This window comes from Halocatena halophila (assembly GCA_027563145.1).
Lineage (GTDB): Archaea > Halobacteriota > Halobacteria > Halobacteriales > Haloarculaceae > Halocatena > Halocatena halophila.
Genome location: CP071306.1, coordinates 1,709,654 through 1,731,177, shown reverse-complemented (window position 1 = coordinate 1,731,177; position 21,524 = coordinate 1,709,654). Strand labels below are relative to the sequence as shown.

Sequence of the window (21,524 nt, the reverse complement as noted above, 5' to 3'; positions counted from 1 at the left end):
TTGTCGGGGCTACCGACCGGCGGGCCATAAGTACCCTGTATACCCGAAACCTTGCCGATCAGGTGTCACTACCGATGGGGCTTTATACTGATAGAGAACCCTACACCAGATATGCAGATACGGGACGCCACCGAAGCCGATGCAGACGAACTCGCCTCGAAAACAGGGGCACCACGCGATGTCATGCGAAACCTCGTCCATGATCGTACCGTGCGGGTCGCTGCAACCGACGACACCGTAAAAGGATTCGTCAGTTTCGACGCCCGGCGCGATACGGTTCACATCACACAACTCGAGGGTACCGAAGACATCTGTGAAGAGTTGCTCGACGAACCGATTCGATTTGCCCACAAAGAAGGGATGGCCGTAGAACTGCTGGTGCCGGCGACTGACTCACAGACGAAAGAGGCAGTCGAAAACTCGGCATTCGAACGGGACGGCAACGGACCAACCTTCGAGGGAACCAAAACACTCCGGTATCGGCTCGATCCCACCTAACACCGCTCGAACCCCCGTCATTCGCGACCGTCCCGACTGTTTAGAGCGGCGTCAACACCCCTTCGTTTCGTGTGGAGATTTGAAATGAGTCGGCCTATCCTACCGGCGTTTTTACAATTATTTCACATCAATTGAACGTTCTCTCCTGGAATCACCTGCGGGTGGAGTGACCAGAACCCAGAAGCTTCAAACGAGATGAGCCACATTGGGAGGTAATGGCAGACCCCGGTGATAACGACGGACCAGTCGGCGCACTTGGTTGGCTAAAACGGGTGTGGAACGCAGAGGGAGGGTTTATTGCATTCATACGAGAGATCGTTAGCGCAGTTGCGATCGTGGTTCTCGTCGGTGGCATTCTCTTTGGAGTGAGTGGTGTGTGGCCACCGATGGTGGCAATCGAAAGCCCGAGCATGGAGCCCCACATCAACACCGGCGATCTCGTCTTTGTGACCGAAGAACACCGATTTTCGGGTGACAACGCAGTCACTGTTGACGGATCGTCCACCGGCGTCGTTCCCTTTCAGGTGGCAAAAGACGATGAGTACAAGACGTTCAATAGTTACGGCGACGTTATTATTTATGAGCCGGACGGAAACGAGTTTGAGACGCCGATCATTCACCGCGCACGATTCTGGGTAGATGCGGGTGAAAACTGGTATGATAAGGCAAACAAGGACTATTTGAACGGTGCTCAAAACTGCCAGGAGTTAGCGAACTGTCCTGCACCCCACGCCGGATTCATTACCAAGGGGGACAACAAAGTCGAGAATGACAGATACGATCAGGTTGCAGGGTTGTCCGAACCCGTCAAACCGTCATGGATTATCGGCACCGCAAAGTTCCGCATCCCGTATCTCGGCGAGATTCGACTGCTGTTGAAATCGATCACCGCAGGGCCAATTGGAACCACGCCAGCACAGATTGGTGGTGGGGCTGGCATGCCTATCCCCTGAATCACTCGTCGAATCGAGCCTGAACGAACGGCTGGGCCTGTTCTACGTCCGCGAGTCGTGAATCACTGAGCAAGATCGTCTCCGTATCCTCAAGTGGAACGGAGAGGCCCATTTCTTTTGTGCGTCCGTAGCGACCTTTGCTCACCACCACTGCGTTGACGATCCCAAGCATATCAAGTTCGCTGATCAGATCAGTGACGCGGCGCTGTGTGAGCACATCGACACCGATCTCGGTGCACAGCTGTTTGTAGATGTTGAACACTTCGCCGGTGTTGATATTTCTGACACCCTGGCGCTCTAGCAAAATGATCGCGTAGAGAACCAGCTTCGATTGGGTAGGGAGCGTTCTGACAACTTCGACCACGCGGTCAAGTTCGATCTTCTCCTGGGCCTGTCGAACGTGGTCTTCCTGGATGGAATCCGTGCGGTCTCGTTCTGCAAGCTCGCCGGCCGTGCGTAGTAGATCAAGCGCACGACGGGCATCACCGTGTTCCTGGGCGGCAAACGCAGCACACAGCGGAATGACCCCATCAGAGAGCGCTCCGCTTTTGAAGGCCACCTCCGCACGATGCTGGAGGATATCACGGAGCTGTGGGGCGTCGTACGGAGGAAATACGATCTCTTCTTCGCCGAGTGATGATTTGACACGAGGGTCAAGAAAGTCAGTGAATTTGAGATCGTTGGAGATACCGATGATCGAGACCCGAGAGTTTTCGAGTTCAGAGTTCATTCTGGAGAGGTTATACAGGGTGTCATCACCGCTTTTCTCGACGAGTTTGTCGATCTCATCGAGCATGATCACGACCACGCGTTCGTCGTACTCGACGGCCTCGAAAAAGGTGGTGTACACTCGATCGGTCGGCCAGCCAGTCATTGGAACGCTCTCGAAGCGTTCACGATCGGCTTCTAGCTCTGTGATTCGGTCGTCGATCTCGTTCACCGAATCGAACGCGGTGTCTGCGAGTGCGTCTGTATTCTCACTCGCGCGTTCATGGAGTGCAGAGAGCGTCGATAGCCGTTCTTCGATGTACTTTTCGTTTTCGTCGATGAACGTGTTGGCAAGCTGTGCGAGCACACGATACTGTGTGTCCGTGACCTCACAGTTGATGTACTGCACGTCACACGGGACGGCATACTTCTCAGAGGTGCTTTCGAGTTCCTCGCTGACGAACTTCGCCGAGGCCGTTTTTCCGGTTCCGGTTTTTCCATAGATCAGAATGTTCGACGGCGTCTCACCACGAAGCGCGGTTACGAGAATCGTGGCCATGTTGTTGATCTGTTCTTCACGGTGCGGAAGTCGTCGCGGTGTGTACGAGGGACGGAGTACCTCTTTGTTCTCGAAAATTGGTTCCCCACTCAATAGATCGTCAAACAGTCCTCGTGAAGCCTCCTGTTCGCTCGGAAGGCCATCAAAGAGCGTATCTTGTGCTGTTGGCCCGGTATCGTCATCTTCTGTAGACTGAACGGACGAACTTTCGAACAGTGGCTCGGTTTCGCCGTCTCCATTAGTCTCGGTCATTCCTTACACATACCCCTTCGTTTCAGGTGGAAACGGGACGCGCAATCTTCATATCCGTGGTAATGTATCGATATAGCGTGTCTACACCGTGTCGGTTGAACACCCAATGTCCACCTGACGCAGGGGAACAACAGGTAGAGATCCTAATTAAGCGTTATGGTTCGGTCGGTTACAGTTGGTTCGAATACAGATCCATCCCCCTCGATATTTATGTTGATGACCCAATGTCGGTAGCCCAACTCTCATCAGCATCTGGTGTCAATTTGGGAATATCATCACGATTGGTGAATATCCGAATGAGGACAGTGAGTGTTGATCGTGTGTGTTTTTCCCTCGACGTTTGGTAACAATGTTCTCTAGACCCCCCCACCCCTTCGTTTCTACTGGAGTCGAAATCAACGGGGGTGGGGGGTCCCCCCACCACCCACGATGCTAGCTAGATAGAGGAATCTTTATTAGATAAGAGTCTAAACCACAACCGTGGAAGAGAAAGAAAATACATTATTTTGTTTTCTTTGTTTCTAGGCTGCTTTCTAGCTAGTTCGTTTTTTCGCTGAACTAACTAGTGCTAGTTCGTTATCTTTCAACGACGAACCTTCTGAAAACCCACTAGGCACCGTCATATACTTCCGATATCCGTGGATCGAGGAGACGGCTGTGAGCGTTCCAGTAGAAACGAAGGGGTGGGGGGGTTACGGTGAGACATCACAATAACTACAGATCACCTGTCGGCACAACTGAATACAGATCGACGACAACAATCTTTGGGACTACACGACCTGGACCACTTTCAGGTCCACTGAAAACCAACTGATAATACAATGGCTCCCGAGCAATTAATCGAAGGCAGCCCGATTGAAATAGGACCACATATGAAACGTAGCAAATATAATACCAAAGCTAAAATATGGTTGTCTGACGCACGCTTAAGTACATCGGCTTGGGTATTGGGGTATACGCGGCCGCTGGCCGTGGGAGGAGCGCGTTAGGATGGGTCTGATAGCGAGCATCAAAGACAGTATTTCACGACTGTTCTCGGGGAGCGAACCGAGGCGGATAGGCATCTATGGGCCACCGAACGCAGGAAAGTGCCTTGGAGCAACTGAGGAGGTGTTGCTCGCAGACGGCACCTGCACCCCAATAGAGTCGGTGTTCTCAACCGTCGAACGACGGTGTCCGGATGCCACCGATGTCAGCACCGCCCCCAACGAGACCTGGCTTTCCTGTGCGGACGCGGGCGTTCGCGTCCCAGCGATGACCCAAACCGAGCAGATCGTTCCGGCGACCGTCTCGCACGTGTTCCGTCAGTCCTACGACGGCCAGCTGTTCCGGGTTGAAACACAAACGGGCAGAGAAGTGGTTGTAAGCCCTGCACATCCGTTCATCGTTGCCGGTTCTGATCGTCCTACGCAGACGCCAGCCAGCGAGCTAACCGTGGGGACAACCGTGGCTTCGGTTTCGACGCCGCCATCACGACTGTTCACCGATGGTGGTGTTGTAGCCCACTCCTCGCGCACAGACCCTGTCGCGGACCTGTCGCTGACCTGGGACACCGTGAGTGCAATAGAGCCCACATCATACACGGGGTATATTTACGATCTGACCGTCCCCGAACACCACACGTTCACCACTGGCTCTGGGCTCGTGGTTCACAACACGACGCTCGCCAATCGAATCGCGCGCGACTGGACGGGCGATGCGGTCGGTCCCGAAAGCCACGTTCCACACGAAACCAGGCGGGCCCGCCGCAAGGAGAACGTCGAGATAAAACGCAACGGTTCGACAGTAACGATCGATATCGTGGACACACCGGGCGTCACGACAAAAGTCGATTACAATGAATTTCTCGAGCATGATATGAACAAAGAGGACGCCGTCCGGCGTTCTCGTGAGGCAACTGAAGGCGTCGCAGAAGCGATGCACTGGTTGCGCGAGGACGTAGACGGCGTGGTGTACGTCCTCGATAGCACGAGTGATCCGTTCACACAGGTGAACACAATGCTCGTCGGTATTATCGAGAGTCGTGATCTTCCGGTCTTGATCTTCGCGAACAAGATCGATCTTGACGATGCCAGCATTCAACGTATCGTCAATGCGTTCCCACAACACGAGGTGGTTCCACTGTCTGCACTAGAAGGAGAAAATATGGAGGAGGTCTACGATAAGATAGCGGAGTACTTTGGGTGAACTAGATGGCTGACATAACGATGACTGACGGGGTGCAGATCGATCTCGTTAGTCGAGAGCGGATGCAGAGTCTCCGGAGCATGGAAAAAATCCGGTTGATAATCGATGGTGTCCGCGACGGCAACATCGTCATCCTTGAAGAAGGACTCTCTCCCGACGAGGAGTCAAAGCTCATCGAAGTAACGATGAATGAGATCAGTCCCGACGAGTTTACCGGGATTGAAATCGAGAGCTACCCCCAACAGGAGAGTCAACCAGGACTGTTCAGCCGTCTGTTCGGGCGCAACCCGCCGAACAAACTGACCGTGATAGGACCAGCGAACCGCATCGAGACGCTTCACAAGGACGAAAACTTGATTCGAGCACTCGTAACACAGTAAGAGACGAACCGAGCGCTAATGGCACACCAGTGTACGAACTGCGGATGTGTATTTGGAGATGGTTCAAAGGAGATGCTGTCGGGCTGTCCGGATTGTGGCGGCACAACGTTTCAGTTCAGGCCGGAAGATTCGGACGAAGATGGCGTCACCGAAGAACCACCCCAACCCAGGGGAGGAGCCGTCGGTACCCACGTGGGCCGGGCCACGTCGATGATGCGAGAGTTGATGACTGGACAACCCACCGAGTCCAGCGACACTGCGGACACAGAGCAATCGGAGTCTGCGTCCGCTTCTCCCGAACAACCCGAAGATTCGGCACAGGCAATGGCTCGATCCGAGTTCGTCCATCCTGATCAACTCCCCGAGACTGACGATTCCCCACCGACGGGGCCATCACCGCCGCCGAGCGACGGGCGCGTGATTCGCGAACCGACCGGCGAACAACCCGATCTCGCCGAACTCAGAGCAGAGCTCAACGATCAGTTCGAGTCGATCAAGATCCTCGAACCCGGGCAGTACGAGCTCAATTTGATGGAACTCTACGGCAGAGAAGAGTATATCATTGCCCTCCAGGAAAATGGCCATTATGTCATTCAGATGCCCGAAACCTGGCTATCGAACGAAAATTGATGGTTCACAACCTCGATCACGGAAATAGACAGCTAACCACGTTAATTCCTGCCACACCCAGTAACACCGGGACGATCGTTGGCAACAGCGCAGCAAGAACCGAATAGATCCCCCCACGGGCCTGTCGACGGCCGTACGCCGGGGCGGCTTTGGTGCGACGGATTCCGTCGCTCCCAACCAGTTCAGTTGCACCCGCGTTGTCGACGCCCATCATCAATCTCAGAACTCCTTTGATGATCAGATACGTCGATATCAACCCCAGACCGATTGTAATGAGCTGTGCAATTGATATTGGCCCGCTACAGAGCACTTGTTCTGCCTCCCCCACGCCGATCTGTACGGGCGACCCAACGACCACGAACCGGGTGAACCCACACAGATTCCGATCACGGACGGACGACAACGCATTCTCACTTGTATCTCTCATAGGTATAGTAATACCAATAACGTATAGTATGAAAAACTACCTACGAGGACACACGATCGAGGGTGGTGTCGAACCACAACATAGTTAGCCGCCAGGAGTGTGAGTTGGGCGTATGAGCATGGCAACGAAGGTCGTACTCGGGACTGTCTGTGGATCAATGATCCTGTCGCTCGTCGTCGTTGGAGTGCTGTTCGCCTGATGTTTGACCGGCGAGACGTATCGCAATCAGTAGACGCCGTCAGATCGTCGATTGCACCAGGAGCACTCATCGTCGACACCCCAGATTTCCAGACGCTAGAAACTGCCAGAGCGGAGGAGCTGGGACTCCTGGTTGAAACAATCGATCCGATCTCCTACGATCCATCGTGGCTTCCAGAGAGTGCTCCAGCACAGCTCCGAACCACGCTTGAAGAGCCGTTTGCGATCGGTCTCCCCGGTGACGGTGGTGTCGCCTGGACGAGTCAAACGGATCCACCGGTCGTCTTCGTAAAGGCCAGACTCGAAGGGTCTCCAGCGTCGTTCGTGGAGTTTCTGATCGCCGAAGCGCTTTGTGAGATCGGCCAGTCCCTGCCGGAAAACTGTCTGGGATTTTTCCGCGAGTCGTATCTCGATCTCGACGCGGCAGTCCCGCTTGGACCAACCGACACCTTCCAGTTGGCCGTAGCACTCTTCGATGCCTATCGGGGCCTTTACACCCAGTCGCAGTTCGAACGCTTCTCGGACGATCACCCCGCGCTGTTTGGGGCCTGGCAGGATGCCGGCGAGCGCTTAGAACCACGGCTCGACGACCTCTCTAGAGAGGTTGCCACCGGTCGGACGAGCTTTACTGACGCCGCAGAGCTCGCCTGTAGCGCCATCAAACACGACGTGGCCATTCCAACCCCGTTCGACGTGCTCGACAGCGCTGCTTACCGAGAAGGAGGACCTGAGTATGGAATCGTTTGGGCCGAAAAAACCTTCGATAAACTTACATCCTAGGAATGGCGTAGTAACTGTACGCCTCGTGAACGCCCACCTCCGAAACCGAATCGATAGAAAACACATCTGATTGACAAAAGGTTAATGGGGTGGCGATCAGGTACGACATTATGGATTATCGACTCGCAATAACGGCCGCACCAGAAACCGTCCCGGCAGGAACGAGCCTGATGTTGTTACATCCCAGCACAGGAGAAACGGACCGCGTCGACACCGATTTTTTCAAAACCGACACCGACCATCTGTTCATCTTATCCACTCGGACGACCGCACGTGAGGTAAAACAGAAACTGGACCACTACGATGTCGACGCTTCGAAGGCGGTCATTCTCGATACGCTTTCGATTGAGCGTGGGTATTCACGCCGCTCATCGTCCAACGTCCGATACGTGCCTTCACCCGAAGATCTCGATGGGATGATCGACGCGATTCAGACCTTTCTGGAGGCCCACGATGGAAAATTACGGATCAGCATCGACTCCGTCACGGAGATGGCCTACTACTCGAACGAACAGCGCACGGTGAACGCGATCGAACGGATCGTCTCGCTCATCGATCGCCACGACGCTGTTGGGCTGTTTCACGTTGCAGCGTCGGTACACAGCGATGCGGTTGTCGATGAGTTCAGCGAACTGTTCGACGGCTCGATCCATCTCAACGACGATGGATCGGTCAGCTGCGATTTCTAGGGACGCCCGATCGTCCACAGCTTTTACCCTGTAGTCAGTCAACTGAAAGACATGGGAGAGAGCGAGTCGTCGGACGAACCAACAGGGAGCCCAACTGGTCCGCCATCGGTGAGCCGCCGGCCGGGTGACGGTACCGTCTCGCGGTCGGCGCTCGCGCGCGATGCAACCGTTCGGCGGTGGGGGCTCGTCACGCCGAGCGCAACACGCATCGGCCGTGCGGACAGTCCAGATGGCGATCTTTCGGACGATATTCGCCGTCTTCACGAAGAACGCCATCCGGCGATGGAAGGCTACAGCGAACGGGCCCACCGTCTCGATAAACTCCGGATTACGCACGCACTAACCACATCGCTGTCGCTGACGCCCTGGCAACGCGATCGGGCAATCGGCGTCATGATCGAGTTGGACCTGACGGCGTTTGGCAGCCGTCGTGCGATTGAGACCGTCGCGCTCGTCGTGATTCGACACGTCGTCGACACCGACCGCAAACGGTATCTTGGACTCGATGACACCGACTGGATTCAGGCACAGAGTCCAGAACGGATGGCCACGCTGTACGAGCAGTTCACCTCGCTTACCGATGATCCAGCGTTTCGGCATCTCTGTGAGCAACAGGATCTCGACACCACGAGTCTCAATCGTCTTCGCCGGGTGCTCAAAGAACAACTTGACGAACAGGAACTCCACGGCGTCGCCTACGGTCGCAATCCAGATCGGGATTCGTCGCTTCCGGATCTCTGATCGAGCGCTCGTTCCTTTAAGTGGCTCTGGCGATAAGGTGAAGATATAGACGGAGTTAGTCCGTTCAACAGACGGGTTTTGGATTGACTCCCATCGCTTCTAGCTGTTCTGTGTACTCATCATACGCTGCAGTAATTGCATCGCTCGCAGCGTCGAACGCTCGTTCACGTTCGGATTCGTCGCACTCCTTGAGCAGTGTGGCTCCACTTTCGAGCTGTTCGTCCAGGTCTGATCCCATCGATCGGAACGTCTGCGCGGTCTGTGGGTCCGCCTGGCCGACGAAAAAGCCGGTTACCTGCTCTTTCGATTTTTCGGCCACGATTGTCCGACCGATGAATGCACCGATCCGTTCGAACGTGTCCGTTTGTTCGCGCAGCGTTGCCTGCAGGGCGGATGGCTCACTCGCCGGTTCGTGTTCCCCGTCAATTGCATCGATGACTGTCTCGTAGTGATCGCGCTCCTGTGTGGCAACCGCCGAGAATACCGATGCCACTGCGTTGGATTCCGACGTTGCCCAGGAGTCAAACGTCTCTGTGGCCGCATACTCTGCGTCGGCAACCGCAGCGAGGACGGTCTCTGCTTCCATCTCGCCGGCAGTATCGGCGTACAACGCCTTCGAGGAACCAAGCCGTGAGAGTTCGGTTGCGTGTTCGTCGCGAAGCTCGTCTTCGAACGAAGCGTCTGTCATGCCAACAGTTACTGGCGCGCCTTTCTTGTAGCTGCCGACCGCGACAGCTACAGATCGACTCGCTCGAACCGGATCAGCGCAAGCCCGACCATCACGACGATCCAGCCACCCAGCACCAGCAGGCCGAACCAGTCCTCTGTGAAGACGCTGTCTATTGCACTAGAATTTCCGACCAGCGAGGCGATCACGTTCGCGTACGCGTTCGTGGGATTCAGATTCTGCAAGAACAGATACCAGTCTGGTGGGATCTCTCCTGGCTGCAATCGATCCATCAGGTTTGCCCTGATGGCAAGCTCACTGGCGATCATCATGACGACGTTCCAGAGGAATAAAAACACCATCACGAGCGCGATTGCCCCACTGGTTGCAATCGAGGTAGATTTCGTCACCGAGGAAAACGCCACCGCGACCGCGACGAACGTGACCCCGAGCAAAATTGTCGTGAGGACATAGCCCACGAAGACGGCCGGATCGAACGACGACGTGGATGCGAACAGCAACCCACCGCCGACGATGAAGCCACCTAGGACGGCAACAGTAACGAGCAATCCCCGCCCGAGGAACTTTCCAAGCACTACATCTCGCCGGGAGTGTGGAAGCCCGAGCAGGAACTTCAAACTCCCCGAATTTCGTTCTCCAACGATCGATTTATACCCAATCATTGTGCCGATGATCGGCAACAGAATGTAGGTTGGAATAATCATTAGATCCAGAACGCTCGCCATTTCGATCGACTCGCCGCCAGCAGTAACCTGCGTCATCCAGTAGATGATCCCCGTCTGAAACAGCGCAAACACCACAATCAGCCCAGCGAGCAGTCGCGACCGGGCTGCATCCTGGAAATCCTTCTTGGCTACAGTGAGCGTGCTCATGCGCGCACCTCCGTCTTCGCAGCCGACTCATCGTCAGTGTACGACATGAACAGCGATTCGAGCGACTGTTCATCGAGTGAGAAGTCCTCGACAGTCGCGCCAGCTTCCTGGATCGTGTTCAGCACGTCGATTTTCGCCGGTGGCGAACATCGGACTGTCACCGTGCCGTTGTTCGTGGTGACACTCGAAACCCCAGCGACCGACTCAACCGCCGAAATCGCTCCAGACTGGCTCCCGTTGGTTTCGATCTCCAGCACTGAATCGCCACCCATCGACGACTGCAGCTCGTTGATCGGGCCCTGGGCCACAAGCTCTCCATCGCGAAGAATGCCAACTCGATCGCAGACGGCCTCGACCTGATCCAGGATATGACTCGAGAAAAACACCGTCGCGCCTCGGTCGACCTCCTCGAGAATGATCTCTCGCATCGTGCGGACGCCTTCTGGGTCCAATCCGGACGACGGTTCATCCAGGATAATCAGCTCCGGATCGCCAATCAGGGCTGCACCAAGCGCCAACCGCTGTTGCATTCCCTTCGAGAAGCCCCCGACTTTCCGGTCGATCGCGTCGGGAATGCCCACCCGCTCAACGATCGCTTCGAAGTCGATTGCATCAGATGGTACGCCCTTGGACTCGCGAACGAATTCGAGGTGCTGGCGCGCAGTCAACCGACCGTACAGATCGAGCCCCTCGGGCAACACGCCAATTCGCTCGCGGATCGCCTGACTCTCTTCGGTGGCGTCCATTCCGAATACCGTCGCCGTGCCTGCCGTCGGTCGAGCGAAATCAAGAATCACGTTAATCGTCGTGGATTTTCCGGCACCGTTTGGGCCGAGAAAGCCATACACCTCACCTGACTTAACCGATAAATCCACGCCATCGAGAGCTGTAAGCTCTCCATACTCCTTACGCACGTTTTCGAGACGAATCACAGACACAGTTAATCACATAGGATTACCTCCAAGAGATGAATAAGAGTTTCAATTTCATCTGGGATGATCACTATTGATGATATGTATGAAAAACTTCTCGAGTAGCTTCCAAGCCAGGCTTTTGCGCCCGGCCATCGTTGAGGCGATCGAGATGAATCGGCCATTGAGTGCTGTCGCTGGTGGTGTTGCCGGGACGGCAGTCCTCTCGTTGCTCATGATTCTAACGGAGGTACAGACCCGAAGCCAGATCGGAACGTTCGACGTGATCGCGCGATTCGTTGGTCTCCCTGGAAAGGTTTTTGTCGGCTTTGCACTGTTTGTTGTGGCCGGTGTACTGGCGTGGCCACTGCTGTTTGTCGCCCTTGAGCAATCGATGGGGGATGATCGGGATCCGGCCACGAGAGGCGTCTTTCTGGGACTCGTGCTCTGGGTCGTGTTCGTCATCACGGGAAGTGGCAATCTCGAGTTTCCCCTGTTGGTCGTCTTTGGTGCGCTGACACTCATTGCACACGTCGCGTATGGATTCACCCTGGGTGTCGTCTACGCCAACCTCCGGGAGACGTCCGAGTGACACCATACCAGCGCTGTGTCACGTCCGAGTGATCGCCACAAACCCATCACATCCACCAGAATAAAATAACAAAAAATAAACTAAAAGTACGTAAAACGCACAGATATTTCTACTATGGTCGTGTATTTTTTGAGAACCAGTCAGTGACAGTTATGATCGGAAACGCTACCGTTCCTGGGGTCGTCGTCAGTTGTTTCGTGCTGGGTCTGCTCTGTGTGCTGTTGGTCTTTCGGTCCGGGTGGCGGTCGGCCGGGGTACGCTCAGATGGAGGTGTTTCGGCTGGAACCACAACACCGACGGTGTCGACCAAGCCGACGGGTCTCCGGCGGTGGCTGACAACGGTTGATCACAAGGATATCGGAATTTTGTACGCAGTGTTTGGGATTGCAACCGCGATGTGGGGAGCCATCGATGCGATCATGATTCGGACGGAGCTGCTCACGCCGGGTGCTGGCCCCTGGGAACCAGGGACGTACAACGCGCTGTTCACCCAGCACGGGCTGACAATGCTGTTATTTTTCGCAACGCCAGCGTTCTACGCGCTCGGAAATTACTTTCTTCCACTGTTGATCGGTGCCGACGACATGGCATATCCCCGGATCAACGCGATTGCGTTCTGGATACTCCCACCGGCGTATCTGCTCGTTCGGGCGGGATTGATCACGGAGGTGATCGCAAAGGGACTCGCGCTCGGTGGCATTGATATCGCCGTGTTGTGGGCACTCGAACCACCGGCGTTGGGCTGGACGCTCTACACGCCGCTATCGCTTCAGTTAAAAAATCCACAGATCAATCTCCTTCTGTTAGGGCTCCATCTCAGCGGGCTGGCGACCGTCCTCGGGGCGATAAATTTCCTGGTGACGATCTTCACCGAGCGCGCAAAAGCGGTGAACTGGGCCACACTCGACATCTTCACCTGGACGATGCTCACGACGAGTTCGGTGATTCTGTTTGCATTTCCACTGTTGGGATCGACACTGATCATGCTGTTGCTGGATCGCAATTTCTCGACGACGTTCTACACTGTCGATGGCGGTGGGCCGCTCTTGTTCCAGCATCTGTTCTGGTTTTTCGGCCATCCCGAGGTCTATATTCTCGTTCTCCCGGCGTTCGGTCTCGTGAGCCTGATACTCCCGAAATTTGCGGGACGAAAGCTGTTTGGATTCAAGTTCGTGGTCTACTCCACGCTGGCGATCGGCGTGTTGTCGTTTGGCGTCTGGGCACACCACATGTTCACCACCGGGATCGACCCACGAATTCGAGCCAGTTTCATGGCAATCTCGCTGGCGATCGCGGTGCCGAGTGCGGTCAAGACGTTCAACTGGATGACGACGCTCTGGAACGGTGATATCAGACTGACCGCGCCAATGTTATTTTGTGTCTCTGGCGTCGGCTTTTTCATCATCGGTGGGGTGACTGGCGTCTTTCTGGCGTCAATCCCCATCGATCTGCTGTATCACGACACCTACTACGTGGTCGGCCATTTCCACTTCATCGTGATGGGGGTGATCACGTTCGCAGCGTTTGCGGCGAGCTACTACTGGTATCCAATTCTCACGGGCAGAATGTACGATACGCTGCTGGCGAAGGCTCACGCCTGGCTCAGCATCGTTGGCGTGTTGCTCACCTTTGGCCTGTTGTTGCTTCTCGGTCTGCTCGGACTCCCACGCCGGTATGCCACCTACCCAGAAGAGTACGCACTCATCCACCAGCTCGCAACCGCAGGCTCGTATCTTCTCTTGTTTGGTACGGTCATCTGGCTCTACAATATGGTCCAGTCCGCTCGCATCGGCCCGATCGTTCTCGATGCCGACGTGTGGAATCTCAAGTCAATCGATCAGTTCACGCCCGAGTGGCAGTGGTTCGAACGGCGACTCGAACAACGGCGTGCCGAACTCGGTGGCGACTAGGCGTTCTCTGGAACGGTTCCGGTCGTCACGTAGAACGGGATCGTTTCCCTCCGATTGTAAGTCTCGTTTTGCATCGCTTTGACGACCGAGCGGCCCATCTCCCGCCAGTCCTCTCGGAGCTGTTCGTAATCCTGAACTGTCATCCCGCCCGCGAGCAACGTCTCTCTTTGCGTTGCGAGCCGTGAGGCCGTCGCCTTTCGTTTGGCCGCGCGGATCGCTCGTTCATCGTATGGCGGTTCGATCGTTCGAACGAGGTTGTATCGACGCGTCTCTACGTTTTCGAACCCGGTATCTTCGAACAGTGTGCTGGCGTCACCCAGGGCCACGTCCGTCGTAACTCCCGTAATGTAGTCATCGCGCGCGTTTCGGGTGAGCCGTGTTTCTGCACCGACGGACGATTCGACGTGAACCTGGCTGTTGTCCGGCTCGATCGCGCCAACGCGGTCATTGCTACACCGCTTAAACTCGCCGAGTGCACGCCCAGGATCGGGGAGATTGATCAACAGCGCCTGACACACCACCAGATCGGCCGTGTCGTCTGCCATCCCGAGCGCCATCGCGTCCGATTGCACCCCGGATCCGTCGAACGATTGTAACAACGACCGATCGCGATCGACGGCGACGACGGTGGCCGGACTCTCTTCTGTGAGGACGGCGGTGAGCTCACCAGTTCCTGCGCCAACGTCGACGATCAGCTCGTGGCTGTCGAGTTCTAGGGGAGCGAGTGCGTCTCTCGAACCATCCCACATCCCTCGACGAGTGTCTTCGAGATAGCGTGCGGAAAACCGTCGCACGAGCCTAGTTACGAAGGGCGCGAACCCGGTCGATGTTCCACTCGAATCCTTTCCCATCTTCGGAAGGTGTCTCTAACACGAAGGGGATCGTTTCGAGTGCAGGATGATTGATGAGTGCGCGCATGCCGTCTTCGCCGATCTCGCCCTCGCCGATGTGCGCGTGTTCGTCCTTGTTGGTGCCAAGTGCGTGTTTCGAGTCGTTGAGATGGATACAGCGCAGGTGTTCGAGCCCCACCACGTCGTCGAACGTTGCGATCGTCGCATTGACGGCGTCCGCCGAGGAAAGATCGTAGCCCGCGGCAAACGCGTGGGCAGTGTCGAGACAGACATCGAGCTCCTGCTCGGATCGTTCGAGCACCGTTGCGAGATGTTCGAACTCGCCACCAAGCTTCGTTCCGCTCCCGGCGTCGCTTTCGATGAGCACCGTCACGTCATCGGGAATCGATAGCTCATCAAGGACGGAAACGGCGTTTTCGAGTCCTGTATCGACGCCTGCGCCGGTGTGTGCACCGAGATGAACGTTGACGTACTCGATGTCGAGCGTGCTGGCTGCATCGATCTCGGCCTGCATGCTGGCGGCAGATTTCTCACGGAGGTCGGGTTTGGGCGTACAGAGATTCACCAGATACGAGCTGTGGATTACCCACGGCCCGTTGAGCTCCGCGTCGGTCTGAGCTCGGAACCGTTCGGCTTCTTTCGCTCCGATATCGGGGTCCTGCCACACCTGTGGAGAGTGGGTGAAAATCTGTCCACAGTTCCCACCGACATCGAGTTCGTTCCCGACGGCGTTGTCGACTCCGCCGGCGATCGAAACGTGTGCACCGACTCTGATCATATCCGCAGTAGCCACTGAGTGCGGTTATCCGCTTCGTTGTGTGACGGTATCGGCCAACGGATCGGTCCCCGATCGGTTCCAGGCGTCGGCATCGAACTTTTCGTTTGCAATCGTGCGTGCTCGATCAAGTTCCGTATCACTCCAGGTCCCGACCTCAGCGTGTGCCCATTCGCCGAGCGCGGATTCGAGTGCGCGCACACAGTCTTCACGATCAAGCCCAACGTGTGCTTCGATCCCGGTAATTCGCGATTCGACAGCCTCAATCGACGTGGCGGGCTCGACGAAACACGACCGCGTTCGCTCTGGTGTCGCCCGGTAGGTGAGTGAGCCGTGCTGGATCACGCTGTCGCGTCGTCGATACTGTGCGTTGCCGCTCAGTTTTTTCCCGTCGTAGACGATGTCGTGGGCCGGATGGATATCTCTGAGATAACACGCGGGTTCGAAGAGTGCTTCTCGTGGTTCTTCGGCGAAATCGGCTGGCACGCCCATCGACGCACACGCCGTCAACAACGGCTGACAGAGCTGCTCATAACAGGTCATCAGATCACCGGGCAGCTCGTCAGCCGGCGCAATGATCGAATAGGAGATGTCACCATACGCGTCGTGGTAGATCGCCCCGCCACCGGTGGGCCGTCTGGTGACGGTGATGTCCTGCTCTGTACAGTACTCCCAGTCGATAGTCGCTTCGTTCTGGTGGTATCCAAGCGAGAGCGTTGCGGGCTCCCACTGATAGACGCGAACGGTCCGTGGACCCCCAGCGGCCGCCGTCTCGGCCGCGACCGCGTCCAGCGCCATACACATCGGCCCTGGTCGGCTCTCTTCGGGGATGAGTCGCCACTCCGTGGCCTCGGTATCGAGCATGGAGCGCATACGTCGGCCCAGACAAAAACCCTCCTGATCGATCCACCCGCTTGCTACAGAATATTTTAGCGAGTCCTTTTCCGAACCGAGCCACTCCCTTCAGGTATGCAATCCAATGATGGATCCGAGACACAGATCCAGAAGACCGGAACGACGACGGTCGGACTGGTGACGGCCGACGGTGTCGTCCTGGCTGCTGACCGTCGCGCCAGCCTTGGTGGGAAGTTCGTCTCGAACAAACAGGCCATCAAGATCGAGCAGGTCCACCCGTCGGCCGCGGTGACGATGTCTGGTTCTGTCGGTGGTGCCCAGTCATTCATCCGCCAGCTTCGCTCGACGGCGAATCTCTACGAGGCTCGTCGTGGCGAACAGATGGGGATGGATGCGCTTGCACAGACGGCCGGGCGGCTTCTCCGTGGCACACGGTCGATGCCTGTGCTCGGCGGCGTCGACGAATCGGGGCCGCGAATCTTCTCGATCGATCCAGCAGGAGGCGTCACTGAAGCGCCCTATACGGCCAGTGGCAGCGGCATGCAACTCGCGATCGGCGTCCTTGAAGGGCGGTTCGAGGAGGGCCTCTCCATGGACGAGGGGGCAACCGTCGCCGCCAAAGCAGTCGAAAGTGCCACCGAACGGGATACCGCAAGCGGTAATGGTATCACCGTTGCGCGTATTACCTCCGAAAACGTGATGATCGACTCGTACACGGAGTCTACGGAGGTGGCCTAATGCGGGGACAGGATGACCGGCAGGCGTACGATCGCGGGACGAGTCTCTTTTCGCCCGACGGTCGCTTATACCAGGTCGAATACGCCCGGGAGGCGGTTCGCCGGGGCGGTGCGAGCGTCGGCGTTCGCGCGACCGATGGCGTCGTTCTCGCCGCAGAACGACGCATTCGCTCGCCACTGCTCGAACCACGCAGCATCGAGAAGCTTCACAAAATCGATGAGCACAACGGCGTTGCCAGCGCGGGTCACGTCGCAGACGCTCGCCAGCTCGTCGAAGAGGCGCGACAGACCGCACAGATCGAACGACTCAGCTACGACCAGCCGATCTCGCCCGAACAGCTCACCAGCGAGATCAGCGAACACATCCAGGAGTTTACCCAGGCCGGACACACCCGCCCGTTCGGAGCTGCCCTGCTCGTCGGTGGCTACGTTGACGGACGTCCACAGCTCTTCGAAACCGACCCGTCGGGTACCTCCTATGAGTGGCAGGCAATAGCCATCGGTGGGAGCAGCGACGAGATCGAATCGACACTCGAGACGGAGTACGACCCAGAAGTCAACACTGACGAGGCTGCCGAGCTCGCCGTCTCCGTGTTGCTCGATGATGAGGACGATTCGATGGACGCAGAAAACGTTTCGGTCGCCGTGATCGACGAAGATGGCTTTCGGACGCTCGATCGCGACGCTGTCGAAGCGCTCGTCTGATCAGACTCCACTCGTTTCTGTGACCGAGACGACGGTCGTATCCTCACCAACCAGCAACGCGAGTTCGTCGCCGTCGATCGTCGTGGTCACCTGGACACACCAGGGATTATCGCTGAGCACGCGCTCTCCCCATTCGCTGCCGACGTTCCACAGCGGTCGATTCTCCAGGGTCTCGCCTCGTTCGTAGTAAAATGAAACGACGGCCGGGTGATCGAGCACGGTTGCCGTCACCGGACAGTCGATCTGATAGCCACACCGCGTACAGGCCAGATGGACCTGTGCGCGCTCTAGCTCTCCGACGGATCGGTGGTTCATCGTTGCCTGCGCCGTTGCCCCACACGTCGGACAGAACCCATCGCAGAGCGTGTTGATCCGATGGCGATACAGCCGGTTGACGGCCGTCGGGATCGTTTCGTCCGTGTGGGTGCGGTGACCTCCCGGTGGAAATGCCAGTCGGAGGAGGCTGGCCTCACAGGACGAACACCGCACAGTGACAGTGTTGTCGTGTGTCTGAGCCTCCAATGCGCTTGCGTCACAGAACGGACAGGGGTCGTCGATCTCCGTTGGCGATCGATCGATGCTTTCGGTGAACGCCCCGGATTCGATTGCCCGTGCAACCCGGACCCCGGCGTCGGTCAGCGTATAGCCGTTCTCCGTTTCTCGGAGATAATGGCCGGTAAGCTGCCGGAGATGATAGGCGAATCCGGCAGTCGTGTCGGCCTCGATTGCCTCGGCCAGCGCAGAAAACGATTGCGTCTTGGGGCCGTCGTCGTACAACGCCTCAATCACCGCCGTCCGCTGTTCGTTTCCAAGCGGCTGGAACGCCTCGCTCGATGAGCGGGTCTCACCCATTGGATCTCGTTGGTGTTCAGGCTGGTTAAACTGAACGGGCCCGTTCGTGGGCTATCTCGCTGGCCACCGTCTCGGCTGTCGTTTCGTCGCCCAACCGCTCGGTGAGATGCAGCGCAAGATCGATCCCCGAAGTGACACCGCCGGCGGTGAGCACGTCGCCCGCATCAACGTAGCGGTCGTCGCTCACGGTGACGGCCTCGAACGCCTCGAGATCTTCTTTTGCCGTGTCGTGTGTCGTCGCCGCTTTTCCATCGAGCAAGCCTGCGTGCGCGAGAACCATCGCTCCAGTACACACCGACGCGATCACCGTCTCCTCCTCGTGAAGCTGGACGAGCCGGTCGCTGAGCGCACCGTCTTCGACCTGCACACGAACGCCGCCCTTCTCGTCGCTCCAGCCGCCACCCGGAACCACAACCACGTCCGGAGTGCCAAGCGTCGCCTGCGGCTCGATCGTCGTGCCGTGGTTTGCTCGAATCGGAGCCGTCGAATCGAGCCCGACGAGCGTCGGTTCGATCGGTGCACCAGATCGCTGGGCACACGAAAATACCTCGTATGGCCCGAGAACGTCCAGTTCGTCGGCTCCATCGAACAAACAACAGTGGATGGTGGTTGAACGCATCACGCAAAATTGAACGTGAGTCGAATAACAGCTGTTGGTCGGCGCAATGATCCGTCTCAGTTGTACGCCGGCAGGTCGGGATCTTCGAATTCGAAACGAACCGTGTCGCCGTCGCGGATCGTGCTCTGGCTGGTGAGCTGCTGGGAGCCATCAGTGGAGGTTCGGATGGCAACCGTATCCGAGCGAAGCCGGTCGCCCTTCAACAGTGCTGGACGAATCTGCGGGCCACATTCGCGTTCCAGTGCCTCAACGATGTCAACAGGCGTCGCTTCGTCCGGAACCTCAACGCTCGATCGCTCAACCCCAGTTCGTACGGTTAGCACGCCGTTCAGTTCGACCCGCACACACATACACCTCTGTAAGGGCTCCTGGATGAAATAATTTACTCACGATCGAAAAACTCGTTCCTGTGGGAGATATTCTCTCTGTGGGTCTTCTCTGTCCCAGTGTCGTTGTTTTCTCCCCGGAAATGCAACAAACTGAGAGGTTGTGGCCAACCTATGGAGACCGACGTTGTGCCACATCCCCGGAGATGGCCCGATAAAGACTCCGGAGATGACAGTACGAGCAACCGCAACACCTCATTCATTGTCCGATGACACCACACCCACTGGCAATATCCGCCACAACCCTTCGGTTTGCTGTAGCGTCCGCTGGGCGGCCATACGACCGATTTTTATGGTGGTAAACATAAATCCGATACATGCCTGCGGAAGCCTATGATGTAATCGTCGTCGGTGGTGGGACGGCGGGGGCATTTGCTGCAGCGACTGTTGCCAGCGAGGGGCTGTCGGTTGCGCTGTTAGAGCGCAAGAGCGAGGACGAGCGGGGGCACATAGCTTGTGGCGATGCCGTCAAGGGAAAGAGCACGTTTCCGGACACGATCGATCTCGATCACCTCCGCGAGGAATCGTTCACGAACGAGTCGATCACGAGTGCCCGGTTCGAGAATCCACAGAGCGGCGAGTCGCTCGAATTCGGCTTCGGTGGTGTCACTGGAGCGGTTGTCGATCGCAAACGCTACGGCGAGGTGTTGCTCGAAGAGACAGATCGTCAGGGTGCCACTATCAAATACGACACGGTCGTCCACGACGTCATCCAGGACGACCGCGTCCGTGGTGTCAAAGCAACGCGCAACGGATCGGTCACCAACTACGAGGCGGACATCGTCATCGATGCGGCCGGTGCACTCTCGTTGCTCCAGGAAAAAGTTGATTTTTCCGATTCAACCTTCGACACCAACGTCAACTACACACAGTTCTGCTCGGCGTATCGCGAAGTTATTGAGCTAGATGAGCCCGTCGACTGGGCCGACACGCTTGTGTTTAAACCCACCGAAGAACTCGGCTATCTCTGGTATTTCCCGCGGTCGGCCACCGAAATCAATGTCGGGCTCGGCTTTCAGATGAACAAACCGCCGATGAAGCTCGTTGAGGTGCTCAAAGACGATCTCAAAAAGCGCGCCGAGTTTGCTGGCGCGCGCGTGAAAAACAAACTCGGTGCGGCACTTCCTACCCGACGGCCGTACGACTCTGCTGTTGCGCCCGGTTATCTCGCCGTTGGCGATGCGGCCGCCCACGTCAATCCAATCACCGGTGGTGGAATCCCCGGCGCCGCAAAGGCCGGCCACTGGGCAGCCAACGCCGCAATTGAGGCGATCGCAGCGGGCACGCTCGACGACGAAGACGCGCTCTGGGAGTACAACCACCGCGTAATGACCGGTTTCGGCAAGCGATTTGCCGCAATGGATCTGTACAACATCTGGGGGAGTGGCACGGAACTCGACGAGATTCTCGACGTGGTCACGAAGCTTCCGGCCGAGCATTTCGCCGAAACCGTAGCCAAGAGCGGCTCGACGGCGATGGGCATGGCTACGAAGGTCAAAACGGCTGTCAAGACGTTTGGTCACTGGGGGATGCTGTACGATCTCCACCGCGTTAACCAGAAAGCAACCGAACTGAAAGCAATCTACGACGACTATCCGACGACCGCGAGTGGGCTAGCAGACTGGCAACAACGCCGTGACGACGTGCTGGATGAGGTGTATGAAATCACGGACGCCGATCCGAAATACTGACATACTACACCCACGCCTTCAAGCGATTGTCGCCCAGCGGACGGCACTCGCATCCATAACCCCTTTTTTCGCTCCACC

The 21,524-nt window shown here is 56.9% G+C and carries 23 protein-coding genes and 3 pseudogenes; 15 read left to right on the top strand and 11 right to left on the bottom strand.

Going from position 1 to position 21,524, the window contains the following annotated elements; translation table 11 throughout:
* The first annotated feature begins 111 nt into the window (after positions 1-111).
* Together JXQ78_RS09245 and JXQ78_RS09240 are read left to right on the top strand one after the other, a co-directional pair.
* A complete protein-coding gene (locus tag JXQ78_RS09245; protein WP_330630482.1) occupies positions 112-498 on the top strand; it encodes a hypothetical protein in 387 nt (128 codons plus the stop codon).
* A 215-nt stretch (positions 499-713) separates the two neighbouring features.
* Positions 714-1,451, top strand: coding sequence for a S26 family signal peptidase (locus tag JXQ78_RS09240; RefSeq protein ID WP_330630481.1), 738 nt, complete (start codon positions 714-716; stop codon positions 1,449-1,451).
* 1 nt (position 1,452) lies between these two features.
* On the opposite strand, the gene JXQ78_RS09235 is transcribed toward JXQ78_RS09240, so the two are convergent.
* Complete coding sequence (locus tag JXQ78_RS09235) at positions 1,453-2,970, bottom strand: Cdc6/Cdc18 family protein (RefSeq protein WP_330630480.1); 1,518 nt, start codon at positions 2,968-2,970, stop codon at positions 1,453-1,455.
* A 990-nt stretch (positions 2,971-3,960) separates the two neighbouring features.
* On the opposite strand from JXQ78_RS09235, the pseudogene JXQ78_RS09230 reads away from it, so the two are divergent.
* From JXQ78_RS09230 to JXQ78_RS09210, 5 genes and pseudogenes are all read left to right on the top strand, one after another.
* A pseudogene (locus JXQ78_RS09230) lies at positions 3,961-4,059 on the top strand (GTP-binding protein); the annotation flags it as partial.
* Positions 4,033-4,620: pseudogene (locus tag JXQ78_RS09225) on the top strand (Hint domain-containing protein); the annotation flags it as partial. The pseudogenes JXQ78_RS09230 and JXQ78_RS09225, both read left to right, overlap by 27 nt.
* A 6-nt stretch (positions 4,621-4,626) precedes the next feature.
* Positions 4,627-5,157: pseudogene (locus JXQ78_RS09220) on the top strand (Era-like GTP-binding protein); the annotation flags it as partial.
* A 5-nt stretch (positions 5,158-5,162) separates the two neighbouring features.
* Positions 5,163-5,537 carry a DUF2073 domain-containing protein gene (locus JXQ78_RS09215; RefSeq protein WP_330630479.1) on the top strand — a complete coding sequence of 125 codons (375 nt, stop codon included), beginning with the start codon at positions 5,163-5,165 and terminating at the stop codon, positions 5,535-5,537.
* Positions 5,538-5,555: 18 nt separating this feature from the next.
* Positions 5,556-6,167, top strand: coding sequence for an OapC/ArvC family zinc-ribbon domain-containing protein (locus tag JXQ78_RS09210; RefSeq protein ID WP_330630478.1), 612 nt, complete (start codon positions 5,556-5,558; stop codon positions 6,165-6,167).
* 16 nt (positions 6,168-6,183) lie between these two features.
* Here JXQ78_RS09210 and JXQ78_RS09205 read toward each other — a convergent pair whose 3' ends face one another.
* Positions 6,184-6,594 carry a hypothetical protein gene (locus tag JXQ78_RS09205; RefSeq protein ID WP_330630477.1) on the bottom strand — a complete coding sequence of 137 codons (411 nt, stop codon included), beginning with the start codon at positions 6,592-6,594 and terminating at the stop codon, positions 6,184-6,186.
* A 198-nt stretch (positions 6,595-6,792) separates the two neighbouring features.
* Here JXQ78_RS09205 and JXQ78_RS09200 point away from each other — a divergent pair, with 198 nt between their 5' ends.
* The 3 genes from JXQ78_RS09200 (at position 6,793) to JXQ78_RS09190 (ending at position 9,002) form a co-directional block, all read left to right on the top strand.
* Positions 6,793-7,572, top strand: coding sequence for a DUF7089 family protein (locus JXQ78_RS09200; protein WP_330630476.1), 780 nt, complete (start codon positions 6,793-6,795; stop codon positions 7,570-7,572).
* A 110-nt stretch (positions 7,573-7,682) separates the two neighbouring features.
* Positions 7,683-8,261: a DUF7090 family protein gene (locus JXQ78_RS09195; RefSeq protein ID WP_330630475.1), complete on the top strand. Its 579-nt coding sequence runs from the start codon at positions 7,683-7,685 to the stop codon at positions 8,259-8,261.
* A 51-nt stretch (positions 8,262-8,312) separates the two neighbouring features.
* Positions 8,313-9,002, top strand: a complete 690-nt coding sequence (locus tag JXQ78_RS09190; protein WP_330630474.1) for a DNA-directed RNA polymerase subunit epsilon — start codon at positions 8,313-8,315, stop codon at positions 9,000-9,002.
* A 64-nt stretch (positions 9,003-9,066) separates the two neighbouring features.
* Here JXQ78_RS09190 and JXQ78_RS09185 read toward each other — a convergent pair whose 3' ends face one another.
* The 3 genes from JXQ78_RS09185 to JXQ78_RS09175 are packed head-to-tail and all read right to left on the bottom strand — an operon-like array spanning position 9,067 to position 11,500.
* Positions 9,067-9,690: a rubrerythrin family protein gene (locus JXQ78_RS09185; RefSeq protein ID WP_330630473.1), complete on the bottom strand. Its 624-nt coding sequence runs from the start codon at positions 9,688-9,690 to the stop codon at positions 9,067-9,069.
* A gap of 47 nt (positions 9,691-9,737) precedes the next feature.
* Positions 9,738-10,562 carry an ABC transporter permease gene (locus tag JXQ78_RS09180; RefSeq protein ID WP_330630472.1) on the bottom strand — a complete coding sequence of 275 codons (825 nt, stop codon included), beginning with the start codon at positions 10,560-10,562 and terminating at the stop codon, positions 9,738-9,740.
* Positions 10,559-11,500 carry an ABC transporter ATP-binding protein gene (locus JXQ78_RS09175; protein ID WP_330630471.1) on the bottom strand — a complete coding sequence of 314 codons (942 nt, stop codon included), beginning with the start codon at positions 11,498-11,500 and terminating at the stop codon, positions 10,559-10,561. The genes JXQ78_RS09180 and JXQ78_RS09175 overlap by 4 nt, the downstream gene beginning before the upstream one ends.
* 79 nt (positions 11,501-11,579) lie before the next feature.
* Between JXQ78_RS09175 and JXQ78_RS09170 the strand changes: the two genes are divergently transcribed.
* The gene (locus JXQ78_RS09170; RefSeq protein ID WP_330630470.1) at positions 11,580-12,065 is read left to right on the top strand and encodes a DUF6789 family protein; all 486 of its coding nucleotides are present in this window, start codon (positions 11,580-11,582) and stop codon (positions 12,063-12,065) included.
* Positions 12,066-12,217: 152 nt separating this feature from the next.
* Positions 12,218-13,975, top strand: coding sequence for a cbb3-type cytochrome c oxidase subunit I (locus tag JXQ78_RS09165; RefSeq protein WP_330630469.1), 1,758 nt, complete (start codon positions 12,218-12,220; stop codon positions 13,973-13,975).
* On the opposite strand, the gene JXQ78_RS09160 is transcribed toward JXQ78_RS09165, so the two are convergent.
* Genes JXQ78_RS09160 through JXQ78_RS09150 form a run of 3 tightly spaced genes read right to left on the bottom strand, consistent with a single transcriptional unit; the run spans position 13,972 to position 16,465 of the window.
* Positions 13,972-14,769, bottom strand: a complete 798-nt coding sequence (locus tag JXQ78_RS09160; RefSeq protein ID WP_330630468.1) for a class I SAM-dependent methyltransferase — start codon at positions 14,767-14,769, stop codon at positions 13,972-13,974. The two genes, JXQ78_RS09165 and JXQ78_RS09160, sit on opposite strands and share 4 nt — an antisense overlap.
* A 4-nt stretch (positions 14,770-14,773) precedes the next feature.
* Entirely contained in the window at positions 14,774-15,601 is an 828-nt protein-coding gene (locus JXQ78_RS09155) for a deoxyribonuclease IV (protein WP_330632814.1), read from the bottom strand.
* A gap of 27 nt (positions 15,602-15,628) precedes the next feature.
* Positions 15,629-16,465, bottom strand: coding sequence for a lipoate--protein ligase family protein (locus JXQ78_RS09150; protein ID WP_330630467.1), 837 nt, complete (start codon positions 16,463-16,465; stop codon positions 15,629-15,631).
* 105 nt (positions 16,466-16,570) lie between these two features.
* Here JXQ78_RS09150 and JXQ78_RS09145 point away from each other — a divergent pair, with 105 nt between their 5' ends.
* A complete protein-coding gene (locus tag JXQ78_RS09145) occupies positions 16,571-17,194 on the top strand; it encodes an Ntn hydrolase family protein (RefSeq protein WP_330630466.1) in 624 nt (207 codons plus the stop codon).
* A complete protein-coding gene (locus JXQ78_RS09140; protein WP_330630465.1) occupies positions 17,194-17,898 on the top strand; it encodes an archaeal proteasome endopeptidase complex subunit alpha in 705 nt (234 codons plus the stop codon). The genes JXQ78_RS09145 and JXQ78_RS09140 overlap by 1 nt, the downstream gene beginning before the upstream one ends.
* Here JXQ78_RS09140 and JXQ78_RS09135 read toward each other — a convergent pair whose 3' ends face one another.
* Genes JXQ78_RS09135 through JXQ78_RS09125 form a run of 3 tightly spaced genes read right to left on the bottom strand, consistent with a single transcriptional unit; the run spans position 17,899 to position 19,719 of the window.
* Entirely contained in the window at positions 17,899-18,750 is an 852-nt protein-coding gene (locus tag JXQ78_RS09135) for a DUF7351 domain-containing protein (protein ID WP_330630464.1), read from the bottom strand.
* Positions 18,751-18,775: 25 nt separating this feature from the next.
* On the bottom strand, positions 18,776-19,369 hold the full coding sequence (locus JXQ78_RS09130; protein WP_330630463.1) for a DJ-1/PfpI family protein: 594 nt from the start codon (positions 19,367-19,369) through the stop codon (positions 18,776-18,778).
* 56 nt (positions 19,370-19,425) lie between these two features.
* Positions 19,426-19,719 (bottom strand): ubiquitin family protein, encoded by a 294-nt coding sequence (locus tag JXQ78_RS09125; protein WP_330630462.1) that lies wholly within the window; start codon positions 19,717-19,719, stop codon positions 19,426-19,428.
* 353 nt (positions 19,720-20,072) lie between these two features.
* Between JXQ78_RS09125 and JXQ78_RS09120 the strand changes: the two genes are divergently transcribed.
* On the top strand, positions 20,073-21,446 hold the full coding sequence (locus JXQ78_RS09120) for a geranylgeranyl reductase family protein (protein ID WP_330630461.1): 1,374 nt from the start codon (positions 20,073-20,075) through the stop codon (positions 21,444-21,446).
* Positions 21,447-21,524: the final 78 nt, after the last annotated feature.

What these genes read in the sequence shown, in the direction of transcription:
- JXQ78_RS09210 (WP_330630478.1), top strand. Translation starts at nt 5,556, where the DNA reads ATGGCACACCAGTGTACGAACTGCGGATGTGTATTTGGAGATGGTTCA.
- JXQ78_RS09150 (WP_330630467.1), bottom strand. Translation starts at nt 16,465, where the DNA reads ATGCTCGATACCGAGGCCACGGAGTGGCGACTCATCCCCGAAGAGAGC.
- JXQ78_RS09190 (WP_330630474.1), top strand. Translation starts at nt 8,313, where the DNA reads ATGGGAGAGAGCGAGTCGTCGGACGAACCAACAGGGAGCCCAACTGGT.
- JXQ78_RS09120 (WP_330630461.1), top strand. Translation starts at nt 20,073, where the DNA reads ATGCCTGCGGAAGCCTATGATGTAATCGTCGTCGGTGGTGGGACGGCG.
- JXQ78_RS09215 (WP_330630479.1), top strand. Translation starts at nt 5,163, where the DNA reads ATGGCTGACATAACGATGACTGACGGGGTGCAGATCGATCTCGTTAGT.
- JXQ78_RS09245 (WP_330630482.1), top strand. Translation starts at nt 112, where the DNA reads ATGCAGATACGGGACGCCACCGAAGCCGATGCAGACGAACTCGCCTCG.
- JXQ78_RS09125 (WP_330630462.1), bottom strand. Translation starts at nt 19,719, where the DNA reads ATGTGTGTGCGGGTCGAACTGAACGGCGTGCTAACCGTACGAACTGGG.
- JXQ78_RS09130 (WP_330630463.1), bottom strand. Translation starts at nt 19,369, where the DNA reads ATGCGTTCAACCACCATCCACTGTTGTTTGTTCGATGGAGCCGACGAA.
- JXQ78_RS09200 (WP_330630476.1), top strand. Translation starts at nt 6,793, where the DNA reads ATGTTTGACCGGCGAGACGTATCGCAATCAGTAGACGCCGTCAGATCG.
- JXQ78_RS09135 (WP_330630464.1), bottom strand. Translation starts at nt 18,750, where the DNA reads ATGGGTGAGACCCGCTCATCGAGCGAGGCGTTCCAGCCGCTTGGAAAC.
- JXQ78_RS09235 (WP_330630480.1), bottom strand. Translation starts at nt 2,970, where the DNA reads ATGACCGAGACTAATGGAGACGGCGAAACCGAGCCACTGTTCGAAAGT.
- JXQ78_RS09195 (WP_330630475.1), top strand. Translation starts at nt 7,683, where the DNA reads ATGGATTATCGACTCGCAATAACGGCCGCACCAGAAACCGTCCCGGCA.
- JXQ78_RS09170 (WP_330630470.1), top strand. Translation starts at nt 11,580, where the DNA reads ATGAAAAACTTCTCGAGTAGCTTCCAAGCCAGGCTTTTGCGCCCGGCC.
- JXQ78_RS09205 (WP_330630477.1), bottom strand. Translation starts at nt 6,594, where the DNA reads ATGAGAGATACAAGTGAGAATGCGTTGTCGTCCGTCCGTGATCGGAAT.
- JXQ78_RS09180 (WP_330630472.1), bottom strand. Translation starts at nt 10,562, where the DNA reads ATGAGCACGCTCACTGTAGCCAAGAAGGATTTCCAGGATGCAGCCCGG.
- JXQ78_RS09240 (WP_330630481.1), top strand. Translation starts at nt 714, where the DNA reads ATGGCAGACCCCGGTGATAACGACGGACCAGTCGGCGCACTTGGTTGG.
- JXQ78_RS09140 (WP_330630465.1), top strand. Translation starts at nt 17,194, where the DNA reads ATGCGGGGACAGGATGACCGGCAGGCGTACGATCGCGGGACGAGTCTC.
- JXQ78_RS09165 (WP_330630469.1), top strand. Translation starts at nt 12,218, where the DNA reads ATGATCGGAAACGCTACCGTTCCTGGGGTCGTCGTCAGTTGTTTCGTG.
- JXQ78_RS09185 (WP_330630473.1), bottom strand. Translation starts at nt 9,690, where the DNA reads ATGACAGACGCTTCGTTCGAAGACGAGCTTCGCGACGAACACGCAACC.
- JXQ78_RS09145 (WP_330630466.1), top strand. Translation starts at nt 16,571, where the DNA reads ATGCAATCCAATGATGGATCCGAGACACAGATCCAGAAGACCGGAACG.